The organism is Paenibacillus sp. SRL342 (assembly GCF_984798905.1).
In genome coordinates this window covers 1841136-1867146 of record NZ_OZ481790.1, presented here as the reverse complement: position 1 = coordinate 1867146, position 26011 = coordinate 1841136, and the positions used below count along the sequence as shown (strand labels likewise).

General features: G+C 47.6%; 22 protein-coding genes. 5 read left to right on the top strand and 17 right to left on the bottom strand.

What is annotated here, in order from left to right:
• Positions 1–3: 3 nt before the first annotated feature.
• Positions 4–1341 (top strand): M56 family metallopeptidase, encoded by a 1338-nt coding sequence (locus AC4E8D_RS08565; protein WP_260632885.1) that lies wholly within the window; start codon positions 4–6, stop codon positions 1339–1341.
• A 93-nt stretch (positions 1342–1434) separates the two neighbouring features.
• On the opposite strand, the gene AC4E8D_RS08560 is transcribed toward AC4E8D_RS08565, so the two are convergent.
• The 3 genes from AC4E8D_RS08560 to AC4E8D_RS08550 all read right to left on the bottom strand — a co-directional run bounded on the left by AC4E8D_RS08560 (position 1435) and on the right by AC4E8D_RS08550 (position 3831).
• On the bottom strand, positions 1435–2169 hold the full coding sequence (locus AC4E8D_RS08560; RefSeq protein ID WP_221822812.1) for a YdcF family protein: 735 nt from the start codon (positions 2167–2169) through the stop codon (positions 1435–1437).
• Between the two features lie 50 nt (positions 2170–2219).
• Positions 2220–2771 carry a nucleotidyltransferase family protein gene (locus AC4E8D_RS08555; protein ID WP_221822802.1) on the bottom strand — a complete coding sequence of 184 codons (552 nt, stop codon included), beginning with the start codon at positions 2769–2771 and terminating at the stop codon, positions 2220–2222.
• A gap of 214 nt (positions 2772–2985) precedes the next feature.
• Positions 2986–3831, bottom strand: coding sequence for an AraC family transcriptional regulator (locus AC4E8D_RS08550; RefSeq protein WP_221822799.1), 846 nt, complete (start codon positions 3829–3831; stop codon positions 2986–2988).
• Positions 3832–4033: 202 nt separating this feature from the next.
• Between AC4E8D_RS08550 and AC4E8D_RS08545 the strand changes: the two genes are divergently transcribed.
• Both AC4E8D_RS08545 and AC4E8D_RS08540 read left to right on the top strand, forming a co-directional pair.
• Complete coding sequence (locus tag AC4E8D_RS08545) at positions 4034–4564, top strand: TetR/AcrR family transcriptional regulator (protein ID WP_221822797.1); 531 nt, start codon at positions 4034–4036, stop codon at positions 4562–4564.
• Between the two features lie 88 nt (positions 4565–4652).
• Positions 4653–5759, top strand: a complete 1107-nt coding sequence (locus AC4E8D_RS08540) for an MFS transporter (protein WP_490206082.1) — start codon at positions 4653–4655, stop codon at positions 5757–5759.
• A 25-nt stretch (positions 5760–5784) separates the two neighbouring features.
• On the opposite strand, the gene AC4E8D_RS08535 is transcribed toward AC4E8D_RS08540, so the two are convergent.
• Positions 5785–6393, bottom strand: a complete 609-nt coding sequence (locus AC4E8D_RS08535) for a DUF1349 domain-containing protein (RefSeq protein WP_490206081.1) — start codon at positions 6391–6393, stop codon at positions 5785–5787.
• Positions 6394–6526: 133 nt separating this feature from the next.
• A complete protein-coding gene (locus tag AC4E8D_RS08530) occupies positions 6527–7114 on the bottom strand; it encodes a hypothetical protein (RefSeq protein WP_490206080.1) in 588 nt (195 codons plus the stop codon).
• A gap of 157 nt (positions 7115–7271) precedes the next feature.
• Between AC4E8D_RS08530 and AC4E8D_RS08525 the strand changes: the two genes are divergently transcribed.
• The gene (locus AC4E8D_RS08525; RefSeq protein ID WP_490206079.1) at positions 7272–7538 is read left to right on the top strand and encodes a SunI/YnzG family protein; all 267 of its coding nucleotides are present in this window, start codon (positions 7272–7274) and stop codon (positions 7536–7538) included.
• Positions 7539–7686: 148 nt separating this feature from the next.
• On the opposite strand, the gene AC4E8D_RS08520 is transcribed toward AC4E8D_RS08525, so the two are convergent.
• The 10 genes from AC4E8D_RS08520 to AC4E8D_RS08475 form a co-directional block, all read right to left on the bottom strand.
• Positions 7687–8649, bottom strand: a complete 963-nt coding sequence (locus AC4E8D_RS08520; protein ID WP_490206078.1) for a glycosyl hydrolase — start codon at positions 8647–8649, stop codon at positions 7687–7689.
• A gap of 28 nt (positions 8650–8677) precedes the next feature.
• Entirely contained in the window at positions 8678–9688 is a 1011-nt protein-coding gene (locus AC4E8D_RS08515) for a carbohydrate ABC transporter permease (protein ID WP_339307558.1), read from the bottom strand.
• Between the two features lie 28 nt (positions 9689–9716).
• Positions 9717–10616 carry a carbohydrate ABC transporter permease gene (locus tag AC4E8D_RS08510; RefSeq protein WP_339307556.1) on the bottom strand — a complete coding sequence of 300 codons (900 nt, stop codon included), beginning with the start codon at positions 10614–10616 and terminating at the stop codon, positions 9717–9719.
• Positions 10613–13198 carry a DUF5696 domain-containing protein gene (locus AC4E8D_RS08505; RefSeq protein ID WP_339307553.1) on the bottom strand — a complete coding sequence of 862 codons (2586 nt, stop codon included), beginning with the start codon at positions 13196–13198 and terminating at the stop codon, positions 10613–10615. Before AC4E8D_RS08505 ends, AC4E8D_RS08510 begins: the two co-directional genes overlap by 4 nt.
• Before the next feature lie 14 nt (positions 13199–13212).
• A complete protein-coding gene (locus AC4E8D_RS08500) occupies positions 13213–13833 on the bottom strand; it encodes a YIP1 family protein (RefSeq protein WP_221822782.1) in 621 nt (206 codons plus the stop codon).
• Positions 13814–15280 (bottom strand): NHL repeat-containing protein, encoded by a 1467-nt coding sequence (locus AC4E8D_RS08495; protein ID WP_221822780.1) that lies wholly within the window; start codon positions 15278–15280, stop codon positions 13814–13816. Before AC4E8D_RS08495 ends, AC4E8D_RS08500 begins: the two co-directional genes overlap by 20 nt.
• 11 nt (positions 15281–15291) lie before the next feature.
• Positions 15292–16155, bottom strand: coding sequence for a carbohydrate ABC transporter permease (locus AC4E8D_RS08490; RefSeq protein WP_017689719.1), 864 nt, complete (start codon positions 16153–16155; stop codon positions 15292–15294).
• Between the two features lie 2 nt (positions 16156–16157).
• A complete protein-coding gene (locus AC4E8D_RS08485) occupies positions 16158–17069 on the bottom strand; it encodes a carbohydrate ABC transporter permease (protein ID WP_047842211.1) in 912 nt (303 codons plus the stop codon).
• A 75-nt stretch (positions 17070–17144) separates the two neighbouring features.
• Positions 17145–20072 carry an extracellular solute-binding protein gene (locus AC4E8D_RS08480; protein WP_490206077.1) on the bottom strand — a complete coding sequence of 976 codons (2928 nt, stop codon included), beginning with the start codon at positions 20070–20072 and terminating at the stop codon, positions 17145–17147.
• A gap of 125 nt (positions 20073–20197) precedes the next feature.
• Positions 20198–21580: an ABC transporter substrate-binding protein gene (locus tag AC4E8D_RS08475; RefSeq protein ID WP_445253544.1), complete on the bottom strand. Its 1383-nt coding sequence runs from the start codon at positions 21578–21580 to the stop codon at positions 20198–20200.
• A gap of 526 nt (positions 21581–22106) precedes the next feature.
• On the opposite strand from AC4E8D_RS08475, the gene AC4E8D_RS08470 reads away from it, so the two are divergent.
• Complete coding sequence (locus tag AC4E8D_RS08470) at positions 22107–23144, top strand: LacI family DNA-binding transcriptional regulator (RefSeq protein ID WP_221823514.1); 1038 nt, start codon at positions 22107–22109, stop codon at positions 23142–23144.
• Positions 23145–23304: 160 nt separating this feature from the next.
• Here AC4E8D_RS08470 and AC4E8D_RS08465 read toward each other — a convergent pair whose 3' ends face one another.
• Both AC4E8D_RS08465 and AC4E8D_RS08460 read right to left on the bottom strand, forming a co-directional pair.
• Positions 23305–24483 (bottom strand): DUF4272 domain-containing protein, encoded by a 1179-nt coding sequence (locus AC4E8D_RS08465; protein ID WP_221822775.1) that lies wholly within the window; start codon positions 24481–24483, stop codon positions 23305–23307.
• A 249-nt stretch (positions 24484–24732) separates the two neighbouring features.
• The gene (locus AC4E8D_RS08460) at positions 24733–25953 is read right to left on the bottom strand and encodes an RtcB family protein (protein ID WP_221822774.1); all 1221 of its coding nucleotides are present in this window, start codon (positions 25951–25953) and stop codon (positions 24733–24735) included.
• Between the last annotated feature and the right edge of the window lie 58 nt (positions 25954–26011).

Sequence of the window (26011 nt, the reverse complement as noted above, 5' to 3'; positions counted from 1 at the left end):
CAGATGATGAACATCTTTTTTGAAATTCTGTGCAGCCTGACCGTGGCGGGAAGTATCGTTTCTGTTTGTATTTTGGCACTACGACTTATACCCGGTTCTGTTTTTCCGACCAAGTGGCTCTACAGACTCGGTAAACTGGCTCTCTTGTTTTATCTCTTCCCGGTATCTCTTGGCCTTTCATGGCTTTTGGATATTGCATTCCAAACGACATCAACTATACCGAATACGGAGAATGCAGCAGCTTCGGGTGTAGTTGCAGGAACATTTATCCCCGAACAAACCATTTCGGTAACCACTGCCTGGTTCTTGTTATGCGGATGGGGCATTGGAGTCATCAGTTTTTCTGCATGGCAGGTGTACTGTTATCGAAGATTTCTGAATGAATTATCTCGTACACGTACCCCAGTCCTCTGTCATAGTGAGGCAGCTATACAGCTACCATTAATCAAAGAGGCTTTGGGTCTCAAACGCAATATCACGCTTGCTCACAGCACGCTAGTACGAAGCCCTATACTGGTTGGCTTGTTTAAACCCACGATATATCTGCCACCCGAAAATACGGTGAAAATGGACATCAGCATGGTAATTCATCATGAGTTGGTACATCTAAAACATAAAGATCTGTGGGTCAAGGCTGTGACCTTGGGGGTTAGTGCCCTGCACTGGTTCAATCCCCTGATTCATATGATTCGCCGGGACATTCATACCTGGAGCGAGTTGGCCTGTGATGAAGATGTCGTGAAAGAGATGTCCCATGAAGAGCGGAGACGATATGGTGAGACAATTTTAAATGTGATGGCGGGAACCAAGAAGATGCCTGCTCAATTTTGTTCATCCCTATCGGGTGAAGGCAAACAATTAAAAAGGAGATTGATGATTATGTTTAATGTAAAGAAACTGAAAAAGAAACATTGGATGATAAGTATGGGAGCCCTCCTGCTTATTACAGGAGTAAGTACGTCCACCGCAGTATGGGCATCAAACCATACGGTTAAAGTAGAGGCTGAAGCTTCTGAAACTGTGCCTGTTCCTTCTACTGATGGATCTTCTGAAATCGTAGCTTCTCCCAACAAGGTCGGAATTTCCGAAGCTGTAACTGCTCCTTCTACTTCCGAAACCCCTGAGATCGTGGCTCTCCCTGAGGATGAAGTTTCCGAAGCTGTGCCAGTTCCGTCTGCTACTGAACCTTCTGAGGCTAAAGTTGGAGAATCAGCCACTGTTCCTTTTACGGGTGAATCTCCTGAAATCGTAGCCGTTCCTTCGAATACCCAATCCCCCGAAATGGTAGCTCTCCCTGGGGATAAGGTTTCAGTAACTGTACCTGCTCCTTCAGAGAAATAACCTATACATTAAGGAGCAGTAACATCCTTATATGCAAACAGGACGAAGCATAGATCTCCAGCTTCGTCCTGTTTCCGTTTTCTGTCATGTGCACTAGATAAGTGTTTTGATCGTAGCAAAATATTCACGGATCATGTTGACGGGTTTCAGATAACCCGGTGACGGGGCCGATATGCCATATTCTGCCGCATAACCGTTCTTGGCAGCGATATACTTGGAGCGAAACATATGATAGTCACTGGTGACAATCATGATCTCAGGGTGTTCTAACCCGGATTCAAGAATGATTTTTTTGGAAAAGGCCAAATTCTCCTGTGTACTTGTGGAGCGATCTTCCATAATGACTTGGGCAGGGTTAATCCCCTGTTCAATCAGATAGTTTTTCATGGCGAGCGCTTCGGGAATCGATTCCCCCGGTCCCTGCCCACCCGATACAATGACGGGTGTCTGAGGGTGACTGCGAATGTAGTCCAAACTTGCATCTAACCTTTGTTTTAGGGTCAATGACAATTCCGTTCCACGGATGCCTGAACCCAGAATAATGACATAGTCCGCTTCTTCCGGATCATTCGCACCAAGCTGTGTAAATACAAGCGCTTCGATAATGACAAAAGAGACGACAGCCACGCTAAATCCGGTAAGGATAATCCGTTTCAGAATAACATGCTTCTGATAGTCAATCCGCCTTAGTACGATAAAAGCCACCGTGATCATTCCGAAAAACATGACTGGGAACCTTTGGCCCCAGAAGGCCAGGAACGCCACAAAACATGCCAACAGGACAAGATCAATGATCAGCCCATTTTTGTGTAAGAACTTTTTTATCAAATCCGTAGACACTCCTTCTTGTACCCGCTATTCCGCAAATCACTTATTATTCAAGCTGTTATTATCGTTAGTTTCGGCCATTGTTCCTGCCAGCACTTCTTCTGTACTCTCTGATTATAATAGTCAGCATCCGTGAAGAACGGACTTTTGCGGACTACGAGATGATACAGATCATGCAAACCATGCGGAGCACAGATGTTCACCCGATCCTCTTCACCCAACTGTACGCCTATAGCAGTCACAACTTCTGGCCAATAGCGAAGAGCATCTTCAGTAGAATGATAAGGAGTTGTGCCATTGCGCAAATGCATTCTCGCCTGATTTTTGACCGACCACTTTGAATTGCCGGTCTCCTCTCGAAGCTGTTGTTCGAGCTGTATGTCTCGCTCCTCACGCAAGTCTTGCGCATCATAATAGACAACATCAATATCGCTGTGAAGTTCACGAAGATCATATCCATGCAGAACATCCCAGATATAATTACGAATATATCCTGCACCTATGTAACTTTGAGGCAAATGGAGACTACGAACTCTCCGCAGGTCATGCATTAATTGCTCGTGTTTGATGATCGTCTGAATGAATAAGTCCTCATGTAACATATCTGCCTCCTGCAGTTTACCTCATTGTCCTCTTATAGAGATAAACTCTCGTTCCAATATATCATGTTTACCTGGCTGCAATAAAATGAACAACGCTTGAACATCCTCTGTACAACTTCGAATCTCTGACTAATCACAACCAAATAACCCATAAACAGCTTCGATGATCCGAATGTTTATGGGTTACAATGATCGAGTTTGAAACGGTTAAAATTTATTTAATTGGTATCCAGATTTGTGGCGGTTGATTGGGGCCCGGGTATACTTCCAGCTCCGGCATATATGCGTGCTCATAAGGGTTGGATGGAAACCATTCCGAAATAATCCGTTTCCACAGAAGCTGCATACTCTCCGGCATCGGGCCTTCTACTTCAAATACACTCCATTTGGAAGCAGGCATGGTGAAGCTTGATAATCCTTCCGGTACTTCACCATCGTAAGTTGTAGCGATCCAGTATTGCATCTGTTTTTCCTGAATTTCGCTCTGATCCACAACGACACCGAGTAAACCTGGAATATCCCCATTGTTCAGTTCAAACAAACGATCCTCTGTGCCGCTCGTCCACGCTTCCTGCCACATCTTCCCGATGCCTTGCAGATGTTCTTGATCTGCATAGGAGAAAGTTTGCTCTACTCCGACCAACGTAAATTCGGGATGTTCAACGATTTTATATTTCATCGGCTCTGCTCCTTTTAGACTCACTTGAATCACCAGACGATTATACGATTGGACAGTGTTACTATTCTTTCGAGCCTCACTGGGTGCGATCCCATGTTGTCTACGAAATGCTTTGGAGAAAGATTCCGGTGTGTCGTAACCGTATTTAAACGCCAGATCAATGATTTTGTGATCACTTTGCAGAAGCTCATGTGCCGCCAGTGTCAATCGTCTGCGTTTTATGTACTCAGCTACAGTAACATCAGTTAATAAGGCAAAGGTACGTTGAAAGTGAAAAGGAGAGATATGGGCCTGCGCTGCAATCTGCTCCATCGTCATATTTTCGAGCAAGTGGTCTTCCATATATTGAATAGCGACCTGTAATGCGTTGATCCAGTTCATGTAATAATCACTCCTTGATGTCTAATATAACGGATAAACCACCCAACAACCTGTCATGTTGTGCTTTCATATGTCCGGTTAATGTGCAAAGACGTTGTTCATATAACACCTGCTCACAGAATTTGACAATATAAACAAATTACTATAGCCTACGAGTATAATGATCGTTCTATCTTATTTTGAAGGGAGAGTATCACTGATCATGAGCAGCAAAAAGGAAATGCTTTTGAACGTGGCTGAAGAATTGTTCTACCTTCACGGTTTCCATTCCATCGGTTTGAAGCGGATTATCACGGATGCCGGGATCGCGATTATGACGCTATACAATCATTTTGAGTCGAAGGATGATCTCATTGTCCAGGTGCTCCTGCGGCGCGAACAGCGTTATTTGGAACAACTCCGGCAATATGCAGACAATAAAGCACAACCCATGTTCCTCAATCTGGCTGAAGGACATGCAACCTGGCTGAAGGAACACGAATCAAGAGGTTGCTTATTTCTACGCGCCAAAGAAGAATTCGGAGGTTATACAGATCATATCATCGTCCAGACAGTGAATGCGCATAAAAGACATATGAGAACGTTAATCCAAACATTGGCGCCTGCTGCAAGTGATCGAGATCTATTGCGATTCTCCCTGCTGCTGGAGGGTTCCACGGCACTTGCTGAGACAGAAAATGTAAATGACGTCTGCCGTGAACTGATCCATATGACGCAAACCAGTTTCAAATAAAGCTATTCCGGGTGAGTTAATATTTCAACTCACTTTTTTATTTCATAAGAAATATAATGATCGTTCTATCTAAAAGGCGGTGGATTAAATGAAAAAAATTATCTTTCCAGGCATTGCACTAATCGCTGTATGTTATGCATTCGGGCGATTCGGTTATGGACTGTTTATGCCGGAAATTTCGGAAGCTTTACAATTAAATGATGCAGCCTCTGGCGCGATTAACTCAGGAACGTATATTGCCTACTGTCTGTCCCTTCTAACTGCACCACTGTTGATTAATCGCAAGGGACATCATTATGTCATTCAATTGGCAGGAATCAGCGCAGTGATCGGATTAACCGGCATTGCCCTGGCTCAGAATGCATGGGTTCTTACATTTAGTATATTTCTAGCAGGTTTGAGTACAGGCTGGGCCTCTCCAGCCCTCGGTAACACGGTTAATGCCGAGCTTGCTCCCGAGCTACAAGCAAGAGGCAACAGCTGGATTAACACAGGGACCAGCTTCGGGATTGTAATATCAGGTCCACTCTACTGGCTGTTCACGGATTACTGGCGTCTAACCTACATCCTGTTTGCTGTGATCGGTGTTGTTGTTCTGCTGTGGAACAGACGTGTTATTCCACCTACGAAGACACTGCCTTGTACCAAGTCTCTCTGGGCATGTATGAAACCAACCAGACCAGGGTCCGCTCTGCTCATGGCTTGTCTGTTGACAGGTTTCAGTTCTGCAATCTACTGGACCTTTGCCCGCAACTTCCTCACAGACGAGAAAGGGGCCTCCGATTCGGAAGCCGTGTTGTTCTGGATTGTGATGGGGGTTATGGGGATACTCGGTGGATGCGCCGGTCGCATTATTGAACGGTTCGAGATTGGGTGGTCCTACCGAATGGGCATACTTTTATTGGCGATCTCACTGGGGGTAATCCTTCTTCCATCCATGACTGCCAGTCTCATCTCTGCGATCATATTTGGCAGCACGTATATTTTCCTGACCAGTGTATTTATCGTTTGGGCGACGAGACTATTCAGTCCAAATGTGTCCATCGGAATTAGCCTTGCCTTTCTCGCGCTGGGTGTTGGGCAATTTCTTGGCTCATCCATGGCAGGGTATACGATCGAAATGTTTTCCAATACAACGGCATTTCTGGCCTTTGCTGTACTCGGCCTGTTTGGATTGTTAATTCGGGTGAAATGAATGACATAGCAACCTTCTGCTCGTGTTATTCTACTCGGCGCACACTTCCGGTCACTCCATGTTGAAGCTGTACATCTGTAAAAGTAACCGTCGTCCCTTGCCCAATGGGGGACTGGGCCACAATGCCAACTTTGATTTCATCCGGGCAGTCGAGGCCGAAATAACGTACCAACTTCCACTTCTCTCCATCCTGAGAATAATGGAAAGCAAAGCTGTTGCCTGCCCGGGCTACACGTAAATAAGGCTTGTTAACCTCTACAGGTGCTGATACACAATCATCCGAGTTACCACGAGTAACGACACTAAGAATGGACGGCTGTTCTTCGAAATACTCAAAGCAGACTTTAGCCCAATTCGTATCGTCCACCCTCACCATCAGGCAGCCTGAGTCATACTGTTCTTTCATGTCCACCTGTACTCGAGTGACGATGCTGAAATCTCCCTTGACTATCGTATGTAAAAATGGAGCTGAAGCTTTCACCGGCTCACCTCCCGGATCAATGAAAAAGTCACTGATCGGCGAAACAGTTATCGTTACTTTGCCGTCTTCAATGGACCAATCTGCTGGCTCGTTCAGCCATCTCAGGTTGGCAGATAATGTTTGACCTGAACAATGTTCGAATAGATTCGTCATGTGGCACACCCTTTGTGTTGGAGTATAAGTTCTCTAATTTCTCTATTTGTATTCGATATGTATCATGGTTAATCCTGTATGTTTTACATCAAGTTCCCATACCTCGATATCGTACACTGATATCTCCGCATGATCACTTCTTGGAATCGATGATAATATCAAATTTCTTCATAACGGTCTCAGTCATGCGTGCACGATTGGATATACGTTCGTCCCAGACCTGTACCTCAATATATCGTTCCGGCCCCTTATCACCTTTACGGTTCCATTCCTGAGGCCACCCATAGAACTGAATAACTTCCATGATTTCATCCTTGGTATAGATCTGCTTACGATAAGGTTTAGCATCGTCAAACCTCATTGTTGGAAACAAGTCCCCGTAGGTAAAACTCACAACTTCAACTGGAAGGTCACCCCATGGAATGATTACATGATCCGGTTCTGAATACCAGGACAACAGCCATTCGCATGCACCGAGCGTCAGATAATGGGGATATGATTGTACCGGCTTCCCACCTTTGGCAACAAACTGCTCATAAGCCCTTTGTTCAAGTGTTCTGCGAATTGTCATGTAATCTGCGGGTCGCCGACTGGCAAAGTTCCGTCCCTGAAGACGAACCTTCTGGGTAACTGTTTCTGCTTCATCCGCAGACAGGCTGGAGAGATTTCTGAAAGGACCAAGACTTTGTTCAAAATAATGATAGGCATTCCAGTTGTTCATACATTCTCCTCCTTTGCACAGGCTAGATTTGGACTTTCGAAATCAGTTGATAGAGATCGTCATTCTTTATTATTAATAAGGTAATTTTATCCAAAATATGATAGACTGGACAAACGAGATTACTTCAATAATTTGAATCACAACAGGAGGTCATCCTATGTTTGGTGTTAACGTGAAAAAAGTAGAAGATCAACTGGTCATCCGGTGGCAGTTTTCCAAAATTGAAATTCCCATCACACATATCACATCGGTCACCCTGGATGATACGTACGGTGGAAGCGAACCATCTGCGATTCGGCTCGGTCCAGTCAATGGCACAAGCGAGAGGATTCTGATCCGCACAGTGAATCAATCGTATATTTTATTCACTTCCAGCGTGACTTTACATACCAATATCCAAGCTATGTTACACCCGTCAAACTAAATGGTTGTTCAAACCAGATTTTCATGTTTCTCGGAAGAGGGCTCCATGTACATATGCACACCAACAAATGAAGCGTTAGTATTCGCTGTAAGAATTAATGCGAATACTAACGCTTCATTGATTCCAATTTAAGTTGAAAGTGGGGTTCTTATAGCCAACTCCATTTCGGTAACTGATCGAGCGTAATAACCTTTGCGCTATGGTACACTTCCTTCAAAAATGCCACATCATTATGCGTCCCGTCTCTCAGGAATCCACCTGTCCAGGTACAGAACCAACTCCAGTGTACATCCTGTTCCTTCATCTGCTTGGGGTCCGGAATGGAGCCATTCTCGGCGAGTGCAATGATTTTGCTATCCTTCACAAGCTCACGCAGGTTGGCGTAACGCGCAGCCAACGGGCTGTGGTCTCCTGCTTCCGGGTATACATCCACACTGACAATATCCACGACATCATCACCCGGATACCATTCCGGTTTTTCCGAGTTCCAGACCCAGATGAGATTGTTCAGCTGATGTTCTTGAACCAATCGATCATACAACAAACAATATAGCTGTTTGGCAGGTTCGGGGCCTTTCGCTCCCCACCAGAACCACCCACCTTCTGCTTCATGAAGCGGTCGAAATAATACAGGTACACCCGCATCCTTCAACTCTTGCAAGTGAACTGCAATCGCATCGATATCCCGGATCAATAACTGATATGTTTCCGATTCAGTATCAGCAAGCGCATAGGCCAGATCATAGGTTGTGGCATCCGTATAGAACCCCCGCCACCACTCTTTACCTGGTTCATCGATCAGATCCGTCGGTGCGTTCCAGTGCCAGCATAACGTCACGATCCCGCCTTGTCTGTGCCAGTCTATCGCATCCCGAATCTCCTGGGAGACCGCACCACGCTCTGTTCTTGATGGGGAATATTCCATGAGATCAAAGCCAATCACAGCTGGCTTTCGGCCTGTATTTTCATTAATCCAGTTAAGATTGCTGTAATCCTGCTGGCCTGACAACATTCCTTTTCGATAACGCTCGACCAGGAACGCCATCAGCTCTTTTGCTTCGGCTGTCGCTGCTTTATTCACCGGAACTCTGCTGATCTCACGCACTGTCATCTCTACACCTCCAATTGGATTTACCATGTTAACCCACTACACCAGAACGTTCAATGCTCTCAACGAAATAGCGCTGAACAAACAGATACAGAATAATCAGCGGTGCAATAGCCAGCAAAATGCCTGTATCCACGATCATCGCCACATAGTTCGGATCAGCCTTGATGCCCGAGTTAGAACCAAAGCCCATCAGTTGCGGAATCAACTGGTTCGCCTGTGCAGGCAAGGAAGCCACCTTCAGGGAGATCAGTGGACTTTCACTCATGAATAACGCCGAATAGAAGGTATCGTTGTACTGCCAGACAAACGAGAACAAAATGACCGTAATCAGCGGCGAGATTGCATTGGGCAGCATGATACGGGCAAACGTTTTGAATCCACCTGCGCCGTCAATCAGTGCAGCCTCCTCGATCTCCTTCGGCATGCCCTTGAAGAACTGACGGAAAATATAGATGAACAGCCCCGCCTTCAGCCCTCCCGCCGTAGCAGCCGTAATCATTGAAGGCCAGTACGTATTGAGCAGGTTAATGCCGTTCTTCCCCGTGAACAACTGGATAATGCCCATAAAGTCAAAGCTACGGAAATGCAGATACATCGGTACCATAAGCGTGCTTGTCGGCACCAGAATCGTCAGAATCACCAGGATAAAGAGCACATTACTACCCGGAAACGAAAACCGGGCGAAGCCGTATCCGGCAAGTGCACAGGATATCGCTGTCAGAAGCGTTGTGATGGTAACGAACAATAACGTGTTCGCCAGCAAAGGCAGATAATCCATCACTTGCGCCGCTAGCCGGATGTTATCCAGTGTAAAATGCTGAGGAATCATATAAATCGTTGGATTGTAGATATCCTGCTTATCCTTGAACGCAACTGACACTTTGAGAAATAACGGATATAAAATAATAAATGAAATGCCGATGACCAGTGCATATCTGAATATGGAATAGAGAAGGTCCGATGTCTTGTTTCGTACCCGCTGCATGTGGTAATTCTGTTTGGGAACCACCACCATGCGATCTGTTCCTGACGCAGCCATAATCTGAAGCCTCCCTCAACGTTAACCGTCAGTTGTAATGAACCCGCCGTGACAACACCCAGCCCACTACGATCAGTACAAGGCCAATCACCAAGGTATATAACCAGGACATCGCCGAGCTTAAGCCAAAGTTCTGGGTTTTGAATGCGGTCTGATAGATAGCTTGTGTGACCGGACTTCCGGCAAATGAATCAATAATGGTATAGATGACATTCGTCAGAATCAACGGACTGACCATGGGAAATGTAATTTTCCAGAATGATTCATAGGCTGTCGCCCCTTCGATCTTTGCAACCTCATACATCGATCCCGGCACCGATTGCAGCGCGGCGAGGAAGATCAGAATCTGGACGCCAGAGCTGCTAATAATCTCATAGATCCGCATGATGGCTTCTACAATGTAATCCACATAGGCCATCGGCAATCCCACATCCGCCAGCATACGCACAATGGATACCACGTTGAACGAAGCCCCGCCATCGGCAGATGCATCGACCGCACTCGCATCTCCCATCAGATTGATTAATCCCGCAGACTCAGCAGCTGCAACTGCACTGGAAGCCAGAATAACCGGCAAAAAGAAGATTGCACGCGCCATCGTTCTGCCTCTGAACTTCTGGTTAAGCAGTGTCGCCGTGAACAGACTGAAAAACAGTATCATCGGCACATTCAGCAGCATCGCTCCAACCGAGTCAACCAGAATCCGGTTGAACGTCGCGTCAACCAGAAGCGCATCCTTGAAATTTTTAAATCCAACGTATTCCAGGACGTATCCGCCCGGAGCAACAGACAGGTTACTCATGCTGAACCGGATGGATTGCAGGAGTGGCGTGGCAAAGAGGAAGATGAAGCCGATCAGCCACGGCGATATAAAGGCAAGTCCAAGCAGCGCTCTCCGTGACTTCAGCGATAATCGAATGGTTCTCATCGGTTCACTCCTTCCACCACATAGTCCGTCCCGCCAACTGTTGTTCCACCAACAGTAACTGAATCCACATTGTAATTCACAAGAATGGATGTACCGCCCGTATAAGTGATCCGGACCACGCCATCCTGGATGCGTTCATGCTTCAGGATCTGCTCATTCTCCAGTTCTCCCAACACTTCATTCGCCTGCTTATACAAGGCAACAGCGTCATCCACCCAATAGCCATACTCGGTCGCGTAGGCCGAATCATAATTCGTAAGTTTCAGCCGGGAAGATGGTTCATATGTCCATTGAAAATACGGAGCTGCCCCAAGCTCCAGGCTGCGCAGCAATTGTTTGCGGAGATCCTGATCCCCCGACGTGTTCATCGGAGATGCAGCATAGTTCATGTAACCATGAATAACCATCGCATAAAAAGGAACTTCTTCATCGGTAATATTGAACCGACTTGACCCTGCGGGTACATTCACAACATGTTGTGCACTTCCCCAAGCGTAGCTATTTGCAGCAGATATCATCAAGTTGGGATAGGACTGTTCCAGCTGTCCCAGCTGTTCCTTCACAATGTTCTTCGCCGTCTCCCGATGAATCACCCGACTATCCCGATAATCGGAAGTCAGGACTTGCCCAAGATCACGGAGGGATAATCCACCGAGGTCCAGTTTATTGAATTTATCAGCAAACTCAGTCACCACATATGGAAGCTTGGCCGCTGAGAGCAGATAATAGCTGTCCTTGCTCTGATTCATGCGATTAAGGGCAGGACTGTATGGATACAGTTCCGCTGTCTCTTTCGTTACAAAGCGTGCCGCATCCGAAGAGGGAGCAAAGCGCATATCATCGTGATAAATGTGCTGGAAAGCCACATCCGGGAACAAGGCTCCGCCAGACTGCCCAAGCTTAGCGGACAACGCCTGAAGTTCGGAACGACTGCCTACCTCACTGTCCAACTTCACCTGGGTTGGCATATGATGACTGATCCCACCGCCGAACCATCCCTGATACCGCATTTGCACGCGGTTTACACCTTCCTGCTGCAACTTCGCCGCCATTTCAGTAGCCTGTTCGTACGTGGTCATAGCTAAGGTGGAACGATATGGCACGCCCAGGAACGAAGCCTCTTTGTCCACCGCACCAAGTACATCTACATAGAACGGCAACTCCGTCTGTTCTGCGAGTGGCTTCAATACATCCTGCTCTATCAATTGCTGCTGATACAGGCGGGCCATACCCGAGTAACTGGCATTTTCTCCATGAAGGAAATGATAACGCACCTGGATATCTCCACGGAAAGGCTCTTCGCTAAGCAGCTGAATCTCCTGCATTTTCTGCGAGGTGTACATCTCCAATTCATCCTCACCCCGCAGGGAGAAGGTCGCATGCACATGATTGTAACTGTTCTGCCTGCCTCCAATATCTGCAGTGATACTGGCTATGCCGTCCCCTTTTTCAATCACCGCAAACCAGGCATTCTCCCCGTTCTTCAGACCAAACACAGGCATATACGCGGATTCACTAACCTGAGGACGACTGAGCGAATTATCATTTTGGTCTGCGCCGTATACGCGCTGTACATACTGTTCTTCCTGGGTTTTCCCGTTGTTCAGGTGGATCAGACTGCCTGAACCGTCAGGTACGAGCATGTAGCCCTTACCCTTCGTATCCGCAGCACCAAAATAAGCGAGCAAATCAATATTCCGAATGCGGTATTGCCCACTTTCCTCTATCTGGCTCAGAGGCACGGTCACAACAAGTGCTCCCTGCTCCAGTCGGTATTCCACAGGAATCACGAAGCTGGGTTTATCCGATACACCTCCGCCTTCGACACCATTCTCCTGATTGTCAAAAGCCAGATCGTCCGCCGTGTAACCCGCCGTCTCAAAGGCTGCCAACATCTTGTTCAGCACAAGTTGCTTCGAGATCTGTCCATCCAGCCGCTCCAGAATATCCGGATTGTTCTTGGTTGGATAATAACGGGCAGATGTGTATCTTGCGACAGTTGCGTCCAGTTTGGAAAGCACTTTCTCCTCCAGGCGCTGCTTGCTAATCAACTTCGGCAGTGCGTCAATGCCAAGCGACGTATCACCAAGCGTATAGTTCACCCGAATCCCCTGATCGATCTGCCCCACAGTGAATTGCTTGTTGCTGATGCTGGAACTGAAATTCGGGAAGTTCTCCAGTGTTCCCATCGCATCCCGGAAAGACACGTTCAGCTGGGAGAACAGCACTTCTTTTTCATATGCGGAAGCGAGACTATCCCCATCCCGTTCTTTCGGGTTGCTATACCAGATCTCTCCACTTTTTCCGTCACGTACTGCAATTTCTGTTGTCTCCTCGTTGTAGTACAGGGCCAATCCCTGATCTTCGGCGACCAGTTGCATACCAGGCACCCCCTGCGAAGAGTCGTCAAGGAATTGCAACGGTTCCTCCGTGACGGGCATGGCTTGGGTTGTTGTATCCAGATAAGCCGCAGCTTCCACGGCTGGAACCCCCCTGTTGTTTATATACAGCAGCCCGGCTGCAATCATGATTACAGCTGCACCACCAGCCAGCACCGTATATAGTCGTTGCCTTTTGTTCACGGATGCCGCCTCCTTTAGGTCCGGAAAATCAACTCACGGTAGATGTTATAACCGAATTCGTACAACTGTTGGAGCATGCTGAAGACGAGGGCACCAAGGAATACGATAATGCCCATCACAATAAGCGTTAGCACCATCGTAATGATTGTTTTAATCACGGTGTACTGATGAACCGTCATCATGCCAATGAACAAAAGCAACACAAACCAGAAGAACGCGATGCTATTAAAAAGATAATAAAAAGCAGTCTCCTCCTGCACCATGAAGCGGCTGATCACGATCATCGGGGCATAGATCAGAATAACCGGAATGAGCGAGTATCCTGTCGCCAGAACGATTTCTCTGAATTTCCCTTCCCCTTCCATCAAGGTCGTTACTGCCCAATTGGCTGTGCACCATAGAAAGAACGGGAGAGCAACTGTGGCGATCTCGATGATGCTGTTAATCGTACGAGGATCGATGTAATTGACGAGAAATCCTGCGTACTGCTTCTGCAAAATCATCATGATGATGGTGAGCACGAGCGCTGCAAAAGCAACGAGCAGCCGTCCCCGGTTATCCGACTTGAGGTCCCAGAATGCATCAATGGGGTGAAAAATGAGATGCAGTGGAAACTTAATGAAATCCTGCTTCACGATCAACCTGCCTCCTCCGTCTCCATTTAACCGCCAATCGGGTCAGGATCAGAATGAAAATTAGCGCGATCGCAGCGGTCAGGAATGTACCGAAGTGTTCCTTCATCATCTCCCGCCGGTGCCTCTTGAACGCGACAGAATAACTCTTGCGATCCATCCCAAGTTCGAAGTAACCCAGCGCTTCCTCGTTTTTCTTCTCCATTAATAAGGACTTGCCGATACCGATATAGGCGATGTCATAGTTGGCATTCAGCTTCAGCACTTCTCTCCAAATATTCACGGCCTCAGTGTCCTCTCCGCGATAGTGGAGTGCCACCGCTTCGTTCACACGGGCACCAAAACGGGTTGGCTCATAGACGACAAGATTGTTCTTGCCCCGATCCAGAACCAAGTGGCGCTCACCGGATTGTTCAATCGCAACAGGCGTCTTGAGGGTACCCACCTGATTTCCTTTGCCACCGTATATGTAGAGCAGATGACCTTCATCGTCGTACGTGAACACCCGGTTTTGTGTCGCATCCAGTACACTGTACATGCCGTTACCCAGCACTTTCACATCAATCAGTTTCGATGGACCAGGATTGTTGCGAAACCGGATATCGCCTTTGACGTCAACATAACCAAACCGCTTCAGTACATCTTCCCCAGACGGGTTGAGACGTTTGATCGGTTCATTCGAGCCAGGATCAATATTCGTCGCATACACGAATCCTTTGTGGTCGATATCCGCATTGGAGAACTCCGTTGGGACAAACAGGACCATCTGTGCGCGTTGCGCTTTGGTCGATAACATGCGCCAGATATATTCGCCGTAGTCCCGCTCCACTTTGTTCGTACCGACGTATCCGATAAATTTTCCGCTCTCGTCAAACTGCATAATCCCCTCGTAGACCCCCTGTGCCACAACGTACACCCGGCCCACATGGTCAACCGTCAACTTCAAGGGCTGGAACTGGAATTGGGTCGACAGGATATCCGATTCTGGCTTCGTGATCGTATGAATCAGCGCTCCTTCTCCATCCAGGACAACCACACGACTGTTGCCCGTATCGGCAACATAGATGTGTTCTTCTTCATCCACAAACAATCCGCCCGGAAGGTTGAAGGTCTCCTTGCTACCATCCATCATGAATCCATCGATGACGCGCAGCAGCTTAAAACTGGTGTCCAATACGATAATTCGGCTGTTGCCGCTATCCAAAATATAGATCAACCCGGAGGGAGAAACGTTCACATCACCGGGGTCTTTGAACTCACTAATGCCAAGGTCACGACCTGATAGGGTACGCTCGGGCAGATAGGCATCCGGTGAGGGAACAGCCTCTTTCCAATAGTTGTAATTGTAACTCTCATACGGCGCCGGGGAGGCCGCCGCAGGCACGGCATTCACCAGCAGCAGAGATACTGCCGCCAGGAGAACAAGCCATCTTTTCACTGTGCGTGCCATATCGTTCCCCCTTAATCCTTCATGCCCGAGCTCGCCATCGTCTCAATGATTCGGCTCTGAGAGAAAATAAATAGCGTGATCGGCACACTCATCAAAATCAGTGCTACCGCAGCACCCGCTCCTGCCCGGGATATGCCGCCCTGAATTATCTGACCCGCTGCATAATGCAGGGTCTTGAGCTGCTCACTGTAGATGTATCCATTCCCATCACTGCCCCATAACATCTGGAACAGCAGAATGATCAATGTAAGCCAGGCTGGCTTCACATTGGGCATCACAATGGACCAGAAGATTCGGTATTCACTGGCACCGTCAATCTTGGCTGCTTCCAGCAGCGCATCCGGGATCTGCTCCATGAACTGTTTCATCAGGTACAACCCGAGTGAATAGGCAAATGCCGGAATAATAACAGCCCAGTATGTGTCGATCCATCCGAGCCATGACATGATCATATAGTTCGGAATGGCCGTCACCGCTGGTGTGAACATCAGTGAGAGTACGACCACCTGGAACATGAATACTTTGCCTGGGAACTTGTGCTTGGCAAGCGGGTAGGCCGCTGCGGAAGCTAGCAGCACATGGCCTACAATTCCGATACCTGTAATAAATACCGTGTTGAATATATAACGTGAGAACGGCACCCACGAGTCACTCAGCAGATTCAGTAGATCCGTAAAGTTGCTGAACGTGGGATTTTTGACAAATAGCGTTGGTGGAAAAGTGAAGATCTCATCCAATGGTTTGAATGCATTGTTGATCGCATAGATCAACGGCAGTACCATGAAAGCACCGAATACGAGCAGAAGGGCAAACAGGGAGAGGCTTCCCGATAGCGAGCGATTCACCCGCTTTTTGCCTGTCGCAATTGCAGCCATAGCTATTCTCCCACCCTTCGAAGCAGTTTCTGTACCAGCAAGTTGGTGCCCACCATAATCATGAACAGCACGGTGGCAATCGCCGATGCGTATCCCATCTCAAACCGCGTTGTACCAAAGTCGATCAAATGGGTCACCACAGTCTCTGCTGCATAGTTCACGCTTGGGAACCCGGCCAGCGCGATCGACACATCGGCCACGGCAAACGAGGTTGTCAGCTGAATGACTGCGCCGAACATCAACTGTGGACGCATCGAAGGCAGGGTAATGTACCATAGTTCCTGCCAGCGATTTTTGATCCCATCTACCGCTCCTGCTTCATATAGCGTCCGGTCTACAGTCTGCAAACCGGCGATAAACGCCAGAAATCCGGTTCCCAGACTCAGCCACAACTGCACGAGAATGAGGATGGGCATAATGTAAGCTTCTGTCTTCAGCCATTGAATCGGCTCCAGCAGAAAACCCCATTTGATCAACAGCCCATTAGCAATACCATAACGATCTCCCGAGAAAATCATCAGCCAGATAAAATACACATTGCCTGAAATGGAGGGCGCGTAGAAGATCAGCGTCATGAACGCTCTCCATTTCGGAGTTAACTCATTAATGATCCACGCGAAGACAAAACAGGCAATATAACTGATCGGCCCGGTAATGATGGCAAACAGCAGCGTATTCTTGATTGCAATCAGGAATACATCATCCTCCAGAAACAGGCGGGTATAGTTCTGCCAGCCAATAAAACGTGGAAATTCCAGCATGTTAAAGTAGGTGAAGCTGAGTATGATCGAGATGACAACCGGAATCACGGTAAACATGAGGAACAGGAGCATATAAGGTGCAAGCAGAACATAGGAATGTTTGCTGGCCTTCATTTCCTGGAGTTTCCAGCTCCACCACGATTTCATGCCCATCCTTGACGCTTTCTCAGGAGGACTGTTTTGTCCGTCTCGGAGTGATATTTGTGGCACGATTAACCCTCCCTCTGCTTACGGAAGACCAAATTCAGTACGCTTGACGCGAATCTCGTCCTGAATATATTGGGTATAATCCATGATGGATTCCCTGGCTTCCACTTGGCCAACAACGGTTTTGTAAAATGCATTGAACAGATGGCGGCCTGTAAAATAACCACCAGGTACTTCGGGAATACCCTTCACGGTTTCGAATTGGGCTTTGAGATTCGCATAATCCTCCGCAGGCCAAGGCAGGGAATCCAGTGCCTTGATGTTGGCCGTTGGATAACGGGCAGCCGCACCCATCAGTCCTTCCATCTCCCGTCCGAATTCCGCCTGAATCGGTGTACTGGTCCACCACTTCATGAACTCCCACGCCGCATCCTGATCCTTGGCACCCTCCAGCATCATGACCGCGCTACCTCCACCCGGTACGTCCCGATTCAAGGTACCATTTGCCTGAACGGTTCCCGGCACTGGAACGAATCCCCATAGTCCGCGAATCTCCGGTGCAAATACAGACAACTGGTTGTACATGGTGTAATCCGTTAGTCCAATAGGCATCTGTCCTGTCCGGAAACGATTGGCAAAATCATATTCCCGCTCCAGCTTGTAATCGGTATAGAATTCCGTCCACTGCTTAAAGGTCTCGATTCCGATCCGGGAATCCAGATCCGATTCCTTGTCATCGTTACGATAGAAGGCGCCGCCATTCTGGAGCAGCATCGTTGCATACTGCGAGTTCGGCGGAATATTGACACCCTGCATATTCGCCTGGGTCACAACCGGCATGCCGAATTCCATGTGATTTTTGCTCAGAATCGCGAGTAGAGCCTCGACATCCTCCCAGTTCTGAGGCACTTCAAGTCCGAGTTCTTCGAGCACGTCTTTACGATAAAACAGCATGTTAAAGGTTTGCGTTTCCGGTAGGGCATATACGCCCGAATCGTAGGCATACGGTACAATTGCACTTTCCCTGAACTCCTGTTCTACGATGCTATAGTCGCTGAATTGCGTCAGATTTACAGCCGAGTTCCGCATCGCAAAGTTCACGGGCAGGTCATTACCGATCTGCATGGCAACATCGGGTCCTTCACCGGACAACGTCGCTGGCAGCAAGGTTCCCATGTTGACCAGCTTCAGATTCACGTTAATGCCACTGTCTGGTGTGAAGGTCTTGTCAATCATCGCCTTCATCGTATTCGCCTGGTCTCGTCCGCTACCAATCCAGACCGTTACCGTGCGCTGATCTTCTGAAGTGGCTACATTGCCGATCTGGTTATAATCAATGAAGAACGAATGATAGAATATCTTGGCTTCATGACCAAGCTTCGCGAGTGGTCCCATGCCTGTTCCGGGAATATCACGATCGATCGAAGTGACGTACAGTGCGTCGATCTCAAGGGGTTGCTCTCGTGCCTGCTGCACCCATGTTCCGAGACCACCCGTGTTGGTTTTATAAGCCGCAAGCCGTCTTGGAATGGTATCCGGCTTGTCAATCATCTCGTCCAGTTGCAACGCCATCGTCTTGATCAGCGCTTCCTGATCACTGGACTGTCCTGACAGGAGTCGAAGCTGTGCGGCCACGTCTTTGAGTCGTTTACTTTCCCCGCTGAACACTTCCAGCAGGTTCGGAATCTGTTTCTCCACCCGGTAATCCCGGAATTCATCAGGCTTCGTGCCTGTAATCATCAGAATTCGTCGGTACATGGAGTTCAAGTTGTACAGACTGTCCTCCACATTGCGGATAAGGGGGGCAAAATCTCCGAGGCTGTTCTCCAGCCGTAGCACATGTTTTCCTTTTTCCAAGTGAAACTTGTATGCTTCCTTGCTGCCCATGACGTCAATGCGATAGTCACTCTGATAACGGAAAGGGGCTTTGGCCATCTCTGCAAACGGAACTTCACCATCAATGGTGAGCTTGCGTGTGGAATAGATGCCTTTGACAAAATTCTGCTGTCCGGTAAAACCGATATGATAAAGTCCACTCTCCGGCACATCCACTTCCCATTCAATCCATTGTCCTGGCAGACGCCAGTTAAAGCCGCCAATTGTATTAATGCGTACCTGGGAAGCGCTGTAAGGAGATACAGCAGAACTTGACCTTTCGCTGGTCGGGTATAACGTAGGTGAAGATTTGGCAATCGCGGCTTCTCCTTCAATGCGAATAAGTACATCCTTCGGCTGCCCGGAGGAATCCGACTGTTGTGCACCTGCAGTTTCCGCGTAAGGAACAGCTGTCTTCTCATTGAAAAGACGAATGGACCGAATCACCATGGGTTCACGTGATGATTTTAGCGTTAGCGTGTGTTCCCCTTTTTCCAAATAAAACTTGAATGGAGTCTGTTCGTACCCGTCGGAGTCCTGAAACGTTTCTTCCATCCAGCGTGGTTGCTCCACTTGTCTCGGGCGAAGGTCATTACCTTGATTGTCCTGCTCCACAACATCTTTCTCATTCGCCCACACCCGATCAAACTGCAAATAGGCGGCTTCCGCAAAAGGAAGTTCACCATCAATGTACAATGCACGCTCAATGGCCGAACTCTTGCCTTCAACGGGATAATAGGTGGCGGACAGGTTATACAGCCCGGTCTCCGGCACGTTAATGGTCCAATCGACTTGTCCGGTCTCTCCGGTATGGAGAGATACACCATCCATTCCCTCATAATTAGTCAGTTTGCGGACGTCTTCACCTTCGGCTTTTATATAATCTACTGCTTCAATGGTGATGTCCACATTCGGCTGTGTAGCCTGATCCGTTCCGGATCGATACTGTTCGTACCCCTTTTTCTGCCGGGTCTGCTGCAAGACTGCATCCACTTCAATGGCAGGCAGACTGCCAGGCGGAATGTTTGCACTCTTCACATCAGCGCCGGAAGTTACATATAAAATGATGCAGGCTGCCGCCACGATGATTACTGTGGACAATATCCATGTCTTACGTTGTAGAATTCCAGCCATCCTACGAGTCCTCCTCATCAAGGCTGATGCCAGCAATGCCGATTTGGTGGTTCAGGAAAAAGGGACTCCGTGCAACCTTGCCGACACGAGCCCCTGCCTGAATCGTTTGCTGGTGATAAGTGTTTTTATTGTTTGCCGAGTTTATCAATGGCAGCTTGTGCCTGTGCTTTGTATTTCTCCGCTGTTGCTGTCACGGAAGCGTTGTTTTTGATGATATCGTTCACGTAATCTCCAAATGGGTAACCCGTGTAAGCATCATCCAGTAAAATGCGGCCCGTTCCAGCGATGTGCTCGCGAATGATCGCAATATCCTTCTCATCGGTATAACGACTCTCCAGATAATCTTGACCTGGATACTCTTCAATCTGCGGGATGTCGAAGGTCTCTTCATAGATTTGGTAGACGATCTTCGGATCCTCCACACCTTTTGGAATGAACTTCGCCGATGCCGCGTTGTTTGCATACGTTACCTCTTTGCTACCCTGTGGCCCATTCGGAATCGGTACAACGCCGACAGCAAAGGTGAGATCGCCCAACTGCCATTCAGCAGCAGTGAACAGAGCTACGTCTCCATCCTTGAACGTATTGCTTTCCTCCCAGTTGGTTTTGTCGCCGGTTTTGACCTTCACGACATTCTCCACGTTATACAGGCGTTTGACGAATTCAGCAGCTTCAATCGTTTTCGGATCGGATAATCCCTCTTTGCTATTGGTATCATCCACGATGGTTCCACCGTTGGCTGCAGTAAAATGACGAACGACATCAAGGGCCCACCCAGAAAAACCGTATACATCTGTTTTGCCGTCATTATCCGTATCTTTGGTTGCCTGTTTGGCGAGTTCCAAGAATTTATCCCAATTCCATTCACCTTGGTTATACAGGTCCTGCGGATCAGGTAATGACAGTTTTTTGAACAAGTCACGATTATAGTGAAGTCCCAGACCGATGCTGGTTGGAGATTCGAAGGCGTACTCGTTGCCCGCAATGGCAGGGAATTTAGCAATCAGGTTTGCCTCTTGATTGATGTTGTTCTCAGGTGTAGTGAATTCGGAGATGGGCAACAATTGCCCTTTGAGGATGGCAGGTAGTGCGGATTTGTATTCCATCTGAACGATGTCAGCGAATGGTTCGCCGGCTAGTGCAGACGTTGTGAATTTGTTCATGTATTCTTCGAAAGGTACGTTGACAAACTCCAGTTTCACGTTGTATTTCTTCTCTACCTCTGCAATTTTATCGAGTCTGGCCTTATCCGAGGCCGTCTCTCCCGCCGGTTTCAGATCCCACCAGGCCGCAACCTTGATGACACGTCCACCCAGATCAGGCACATTCGCCACAACTTCTTCAGCTACGTCTTCTTTCTCTGTTTCAGCGACTTCGGTGCTGTTGCCTGAATTCGTTGTTCCCTCTGCATCAGTCCCCGTCTGCGTTGTCCCCCCACCACTGCAAGCGGATACAAAAAGAATCACAACCAATAACATCAGAGGTAGAACATTCCATCTTCTCATCATGATTTTAACAACCTCCCCGAATGTGTATACCAATCATGGTTCACCCTAAATCATTAACCCCACTCATCAACCAATCGAAAATAAACGACCACCACCATTTGTTATTTTCTTGTTTGTTTTTGACAAACAAAATTTAACACAGCGAAATGTAAGCGTCAACATTTTTGTTGTTAACATTTTCTAATTATTCTGATAAAATGCTGATAAAGCTATATTTTAGCTGTATTATAGCTTATTCACCAGGTCATTCCCTAAGTACACACTTGTTATAATCAGCACTACATTTCAATCATTTGTTATTTTATTTAAATAACAAAATAATAATTCTTAAGACAATATTCGTCATACTATCTGAAAATATGCTTACCTTCACGTTGGATGGCTATCGTAAAATGCTGCGAATCACTAACATTTTGAATTCTCTATCCGTTATTAGATTAAGAGAAATACATCATGCTATACTAGAATCAGTTGGATATCGCTCCAAATAGGAATACGGCAGAACTACGAGTGTAAGGATGGTATGATGAAAACGAAGGTAACAATTCAGGAAATTGCACATTTTACGGGTTTGTCGAAATTCGCGGTGTCACGAGCTTTGTCTGGAAAATCGGGAGTTAGCGATCAGACGAGGGATGTTATTCTCAAGGCCGCCGGCAAACTTGGATATTTCAAAGATAACAGCATCTTGTCTGGTGAACTGTCTCACAGCAGTGAATCACATGACCCGAAGAACACACGTTCAAGCGGTACCATCTTGATTTTGTTTCCCAATGTTCGTTATCAAAATCAAGAGTCCGTATACTGGGGACCTGTCTTTAACGGAATCTCGTCCAAGCTGAACCAGAAAGGTATAAATATCCTGACCTTGACGGAACCTTCAGCAGATCAGTTGTTCACGCTGTTGAATCCGGATGCTATTCGGGGAATTATTACCGTTGGTTCTATCTCGACGCCGATTCTACTTGAAATCAAGCGGCTGGGCATTCCGGTTGTGATGGTAGATCATCTGGACCCTGTTTTCCACAGTGACAGTATATTTACCGATAACTTTGCTTCCATGCGCGAGATCATGCTCTATTTGCTCCGCAAGGGGTTCAAAACCTTCCAGTTCGTTGGCAATATCAGTGATGCTCATAGCTTCTATGAACGCTGGATTGCTTATACTTCTGTGCTCATGGGCCATGGAATGGAGATACACCAGATTCCCGAGCTAAGTAATCAGGCATTGGATGAGTTCCGCCAGACGTTCACTTCAGTGATCCATGAGGATAACCTGCCTGAAGTGTTTGTATGTGCGAATGATTTCTATGGGCTATACACCATAGAAGCTCTTGAAAGTATGGGCATTCGTGTACCCGATCAGTGTGTTGTGACTGGATTTGATAATCTATACGACAATATTCCCTTACTGGCCACAGTTAATGTGAACAAGGAATTGCTGGGGTCACGTGCAGTGGATCAGATGTTATGGCGCATTGCGAACCCAGAGAGCAGCGTAGAGAAAAAGCTGATTCTTGCTGACGTTATTATTCGTGAACAGTTCAGCCGGCATAGCGGCTAATAAGGTAGGATACATGGTGGTACATATGTGAGTGCACATACTGAAAATCATATATGGAATAACACTTATGCCACACAGAACAGCAAGCCAAATACCCTTTTAACCGTGTAATCATACGGCTTTTGGGTTATTTGGCTTGATTATTTTATGTTGGGCCGTTCTACGTATCCGTGCGCACATCATCCCAGTCCTGATCCAGGTAACAGATCAGCCAGTTCAATGCACGGTGACGTTCATAGGCCACCCCACCATTCAAACCAGCGGGAGGCGTTCTGTCATTTACCCGACTATCCACACACACCCAGTTGTAACGGTAGATCAGATCTGCTTCATCCAGAATCTCACTCTTGCTACGCAGGGATGCATCCGTGAGAAAGTCCGTAAAGCTATCCTTCTGCTGTAAATAACCGACATCCTTCCCTACGTTACACAACTCCGTTGGTGCGCCCAGTTCCTTCACGTAACCAAGCGCCCACAACATCACGTGGTACGCTTCATATCCCCAGGAGAACGATATGATCTCCTGCTGCTCTGCTCCGTGCTGATCGATAAACCTCTTCTCTACGGGTGAGAAAAAGGATTCAGCCTCATACTTGTCAATTACTTCCTGAACCAACGCTGCCGTATCTTCCGCACTTTCGCCTGCTCCCAGACACTCACCTTTAAGAGCGGCAAGACATAGGGCAACCGCACGGCGCGCGACCTCCGCTTCACTCCGAATCGTCGTGTGCTCGTCTCCGGCTCTTGCGGGCAAGTTCGCATTAAACGGAACCCCTTGTTCGGTTAAGCGTTGCTCTGACCGCACTTTACGTTGAATTGCAGACTCGGACTGGGGTGTATCGCCATCCAGGAAGCTGGTGTGTGCTGTCACGGTGTAATCCTCCACCTCAGAATCTCCATTTACATCCAGCAATAGCTGGCCTTGTGCATTGAGCAGAGATCCACCTCCCCAGAAGATAACAGCATCCAGAGAGTCCGCCAATCGCAATAACTCGCCGAAGAATTCTTCCGATATGTCCTCTTCCGTCTCAATACCAACCACCATATTCAATGTGGAACATTTGATCAGTACCTTTTCCTGGAGCGAAGCATTGCGCCCTTCAATCTGACTCAAAAAACCAAGCATCCCTTGAATCATTGTCGTAAATTCCTCAGGATGTGTCTGGCTGGTCATGATATTAAAGCCTTTGGTTTTCTTACTGAGCCATTTTTTCTGCGTCACTTGAATATGGGTCTTGTCTTCCCGGCGTTCAATCGTACCCTCAGGATAAATGGATAGAATCACTTCAAACAGCTGATCCAGGTCAAATTGAGAGCTATATATCGCACAATTTCTCATGAAGTTCACCCTCTCTATATATAGTACAACTAATGAATATTTACACTGGCACTCCGATGGCAGAATAACTTTCCGATCGCTGTTATCCCCAGATTTTTTTATTCCTTTTTTTTGGAAAGGGGAAATCCGATGATAGCGTATGCTTCCGATGTAGCTTTCTTTTAGAAAGCTTTTAGGCGAACGCTCCGCTTCTTCAAGTTATTTCTGCCCTCTCCGTTATCGTGTAAATGTTCAGTTGAACATATATGACTAATCCTTATACGGATCGAATTCATTACCTCCGGCCATGGCGACACCAACGGGACGCAGCACATGGTTGATTTTCAGCGTATTGGCATGTGCGTTCAGTACGTCTTGCAGTTTTTTGTACACAAACGGACTTTCGTCTGTGCCCGCTCCCCGGAGCTCAACGCCATAGGCACGAATTGCTTCATGCATCTGTGCTTCACTAATCTCACCGCCCATGCGTGTGCGCAGCTTGTAGTTCATTTTGCCAGCCGCCTGCGTTCGGCTCATCGTACGCCCTGCTCCGTGCACAGTGCTGCGGAATGATTCGGTATTCTCTTCGCTGTGGATCCCCTCCACAATTACCGAGATATCTCCCATGCTTCCACCGACAAAACCGAGCTGCCCGGGTGCCAGCGGCGTTGCGCCTTTGCGGACCACGACTACCTCTTCACCCATGTGCTGTTCTTTCCAGGCAAAGTTGTGATGGTTATGAACGGCATATTCAGCACTTGCCCCGAGAATTCCAAGCACCTGTTCAATGACATAGTCTCGTCCTGCATAGGCATACCGGCCCGCCAAAGTCATTGCGTCCCAATACATATCACCCATTTCGCTATTTAGGTCAAACAATGTAGGCGGCTGATCCATCGATTCACCAGGAGCTTTGCCACTGAACTCGCGTCCTGCAGCGAGGTTAAGGAATCCACTCGCCACTTTGTGACCGAACCCGCGACTGCCAAAATGATTCGCGATCCATACCTCTCCCGTTGTCTCTTCTACAAAAATATCCACAAAATGATTGCCACTGCCTACAGTTCCAAGCTGGTTGCGTGCGAGTGTCTTCAGCTTATGTTGTAATCCCGGTTCAATGGTATCAAACAGCTTCCAGCTCGCGTCGTCGAACAGCTCATGATCCACGGGTGTTGGATTATTGCGGCCCACACCGAAAGATATGGTCGAATTGATGTCATCCATAATCTTTACAATCTGATCCCGAATATCGTCCCACATCAGATTTGTGCGCACAGCCTTGTTACCACAGGCAATATCGTATCCGACACCTGACGGACTGATCATATTCCGGTAAGCGACCACACCACCGATGGGTTGCGAGTAGCCTTTGTGATGGTCGGCCATGAGAGCCACACCCAGTACATCCCCATATTGCGAGCAAGTCACCGCCTGACTTACGGCGTTCTCCAGCGGCTCCCCCCAGACTTTAATGTTATCCACGATTCTCATACTCTATATAAACCTCCTGTCTTATCAAACACTTTGTATATATTACCAAAATTTATGC

Coding starts and splice junctions, on each gene's coding strand:
- AC4E8D_RS08565 (WP_260632885.1), top strand. CDS start 4: ATGATGAACATCTTTTTTGAAATTCTGTGCAGCCTGACCGTGGCGGGA.
- AC4E8D_RS08555 (WP_221822802.1), bottom strand. CDS start 2,771: ATGTTACATGAGGACTTATTCATTCAGACGATCATCAAACACGAGCAA.
- AC4E8D_RS08550 (WP_221822799.1), bottom strand. CDS start 3,831: ATGAACTGGATCAACGCATTACAGGTCGCTATTCAATATATGGAAGAC.
- AC4E8D_RS08545 (WP_221822797.1), top strand. CDS start 4,034: ATGAGCAGCAAAAAGGAAATGCTTTTGAACGTGGCTGAAGAATTGTTC.
- AC4E8D_RS08540 (WP_490206082.1), top strand. CDS start 4,653: ATGAAAAAAATTATCTTTCCAGGCATTGCACTAATCGCTGTATGTTAT.
- AC4E8D_RS08535 (WP_490206081.1), bottom strand. CDS start 6,393: ATGACGAATCTATTCGAACATTGTTCAGGTCAAACATTATCTGCCAAC.
- AC4E8D_RS08530 (WP_490206080.1), bottom strand. CDS start 7,114: ATGAACAACTGGAATGCCTATCATTATTTTGAACAAAGTCTTGGTCCT.
- AC4E8D_RS08525 (WP_490206079.1), top strand. CDS start 7,272: ATGTTTGGTGTTAACGTGAAAAAAGTAGAAGATCAACTGGTCATCCGG.
- AC4E8D_RS08520 (WP_490206078.1), bottom strand. CDS start 8,649: ATGACAGTGCGTGAGATCAGCAGAGTTCCGGTGAATAAAGCAGCGACA.
- AC4E8D_RS08515 (WP_339307558.1), bottom strand. CDS start 9,688: ATGGCTGCGTCAGGAACAGATCGCATGGTGGTGGTTCCCAAACAGAAT.
- AC4E8D_RS08510 (WP_339307556.1), bottom strand. CDS start 10,616: ATGAGAACCATTCGATTATCGCTGAAGTCACGGAGAGCGCTGCTTGGA.
- AC4E8D_RS08495 (WP_221822780.1), bottom strand. CDS start 15,280: ATGGCACGCACAGTGAAAAGATGGCTTGTTCTCCTGGCGGCAGTATCT.
- AC4E8D_RS08490 (WP_017689719.1), bottom strand. CDS start 16,155: ATGGCTGCAATTGCGACAGGCAAAAAGCGGGTGAATCGCTCGCTATCG.
- AC4E8D_RS08485 (WP_047842211.1), bottom strand. CDS start 17,069: ATGGGCATGAAATCGTGGTGGAGCTGGAAACTCCAGGAAATGAAGGCC.
- AC4E8D_RS08480 (WP_490206077.1), bottom strand. CDS start 20,072: ATGGCTGGAATTCTACAACGTAAGACATGGATATTGTCCACAGTAATC.
- AC4E8D_RS08475 (WP_445253544.1), bottom strand. CDS start 21,580: ATGATGAGAAGATGGAATGTTCTACCTCTGATGTTATTGGTTGTGATT.
- AC4E8D_RS08470 (WP_221823514.1), top strand. CDS start 22,107: ATGAAAACGAAGGTAACAATTCAGGAAATTGCACATTTTACGGGTTTG.
- AC4E8D_RS08465 (WP_221822775.1), bottom strand. CDS start 24,483: ATGAGAAATTGTGCGATATATAGCTCTCAATTTGACCTGGATCAGCTG.
- AC4E8D_RS08460 (WP_221822774.1), bottom strand. CDS start 25,953: ATGAGAATCGTGGATAACATTAAAGTCTGGGGGGAGCCGCTGGAGAAC.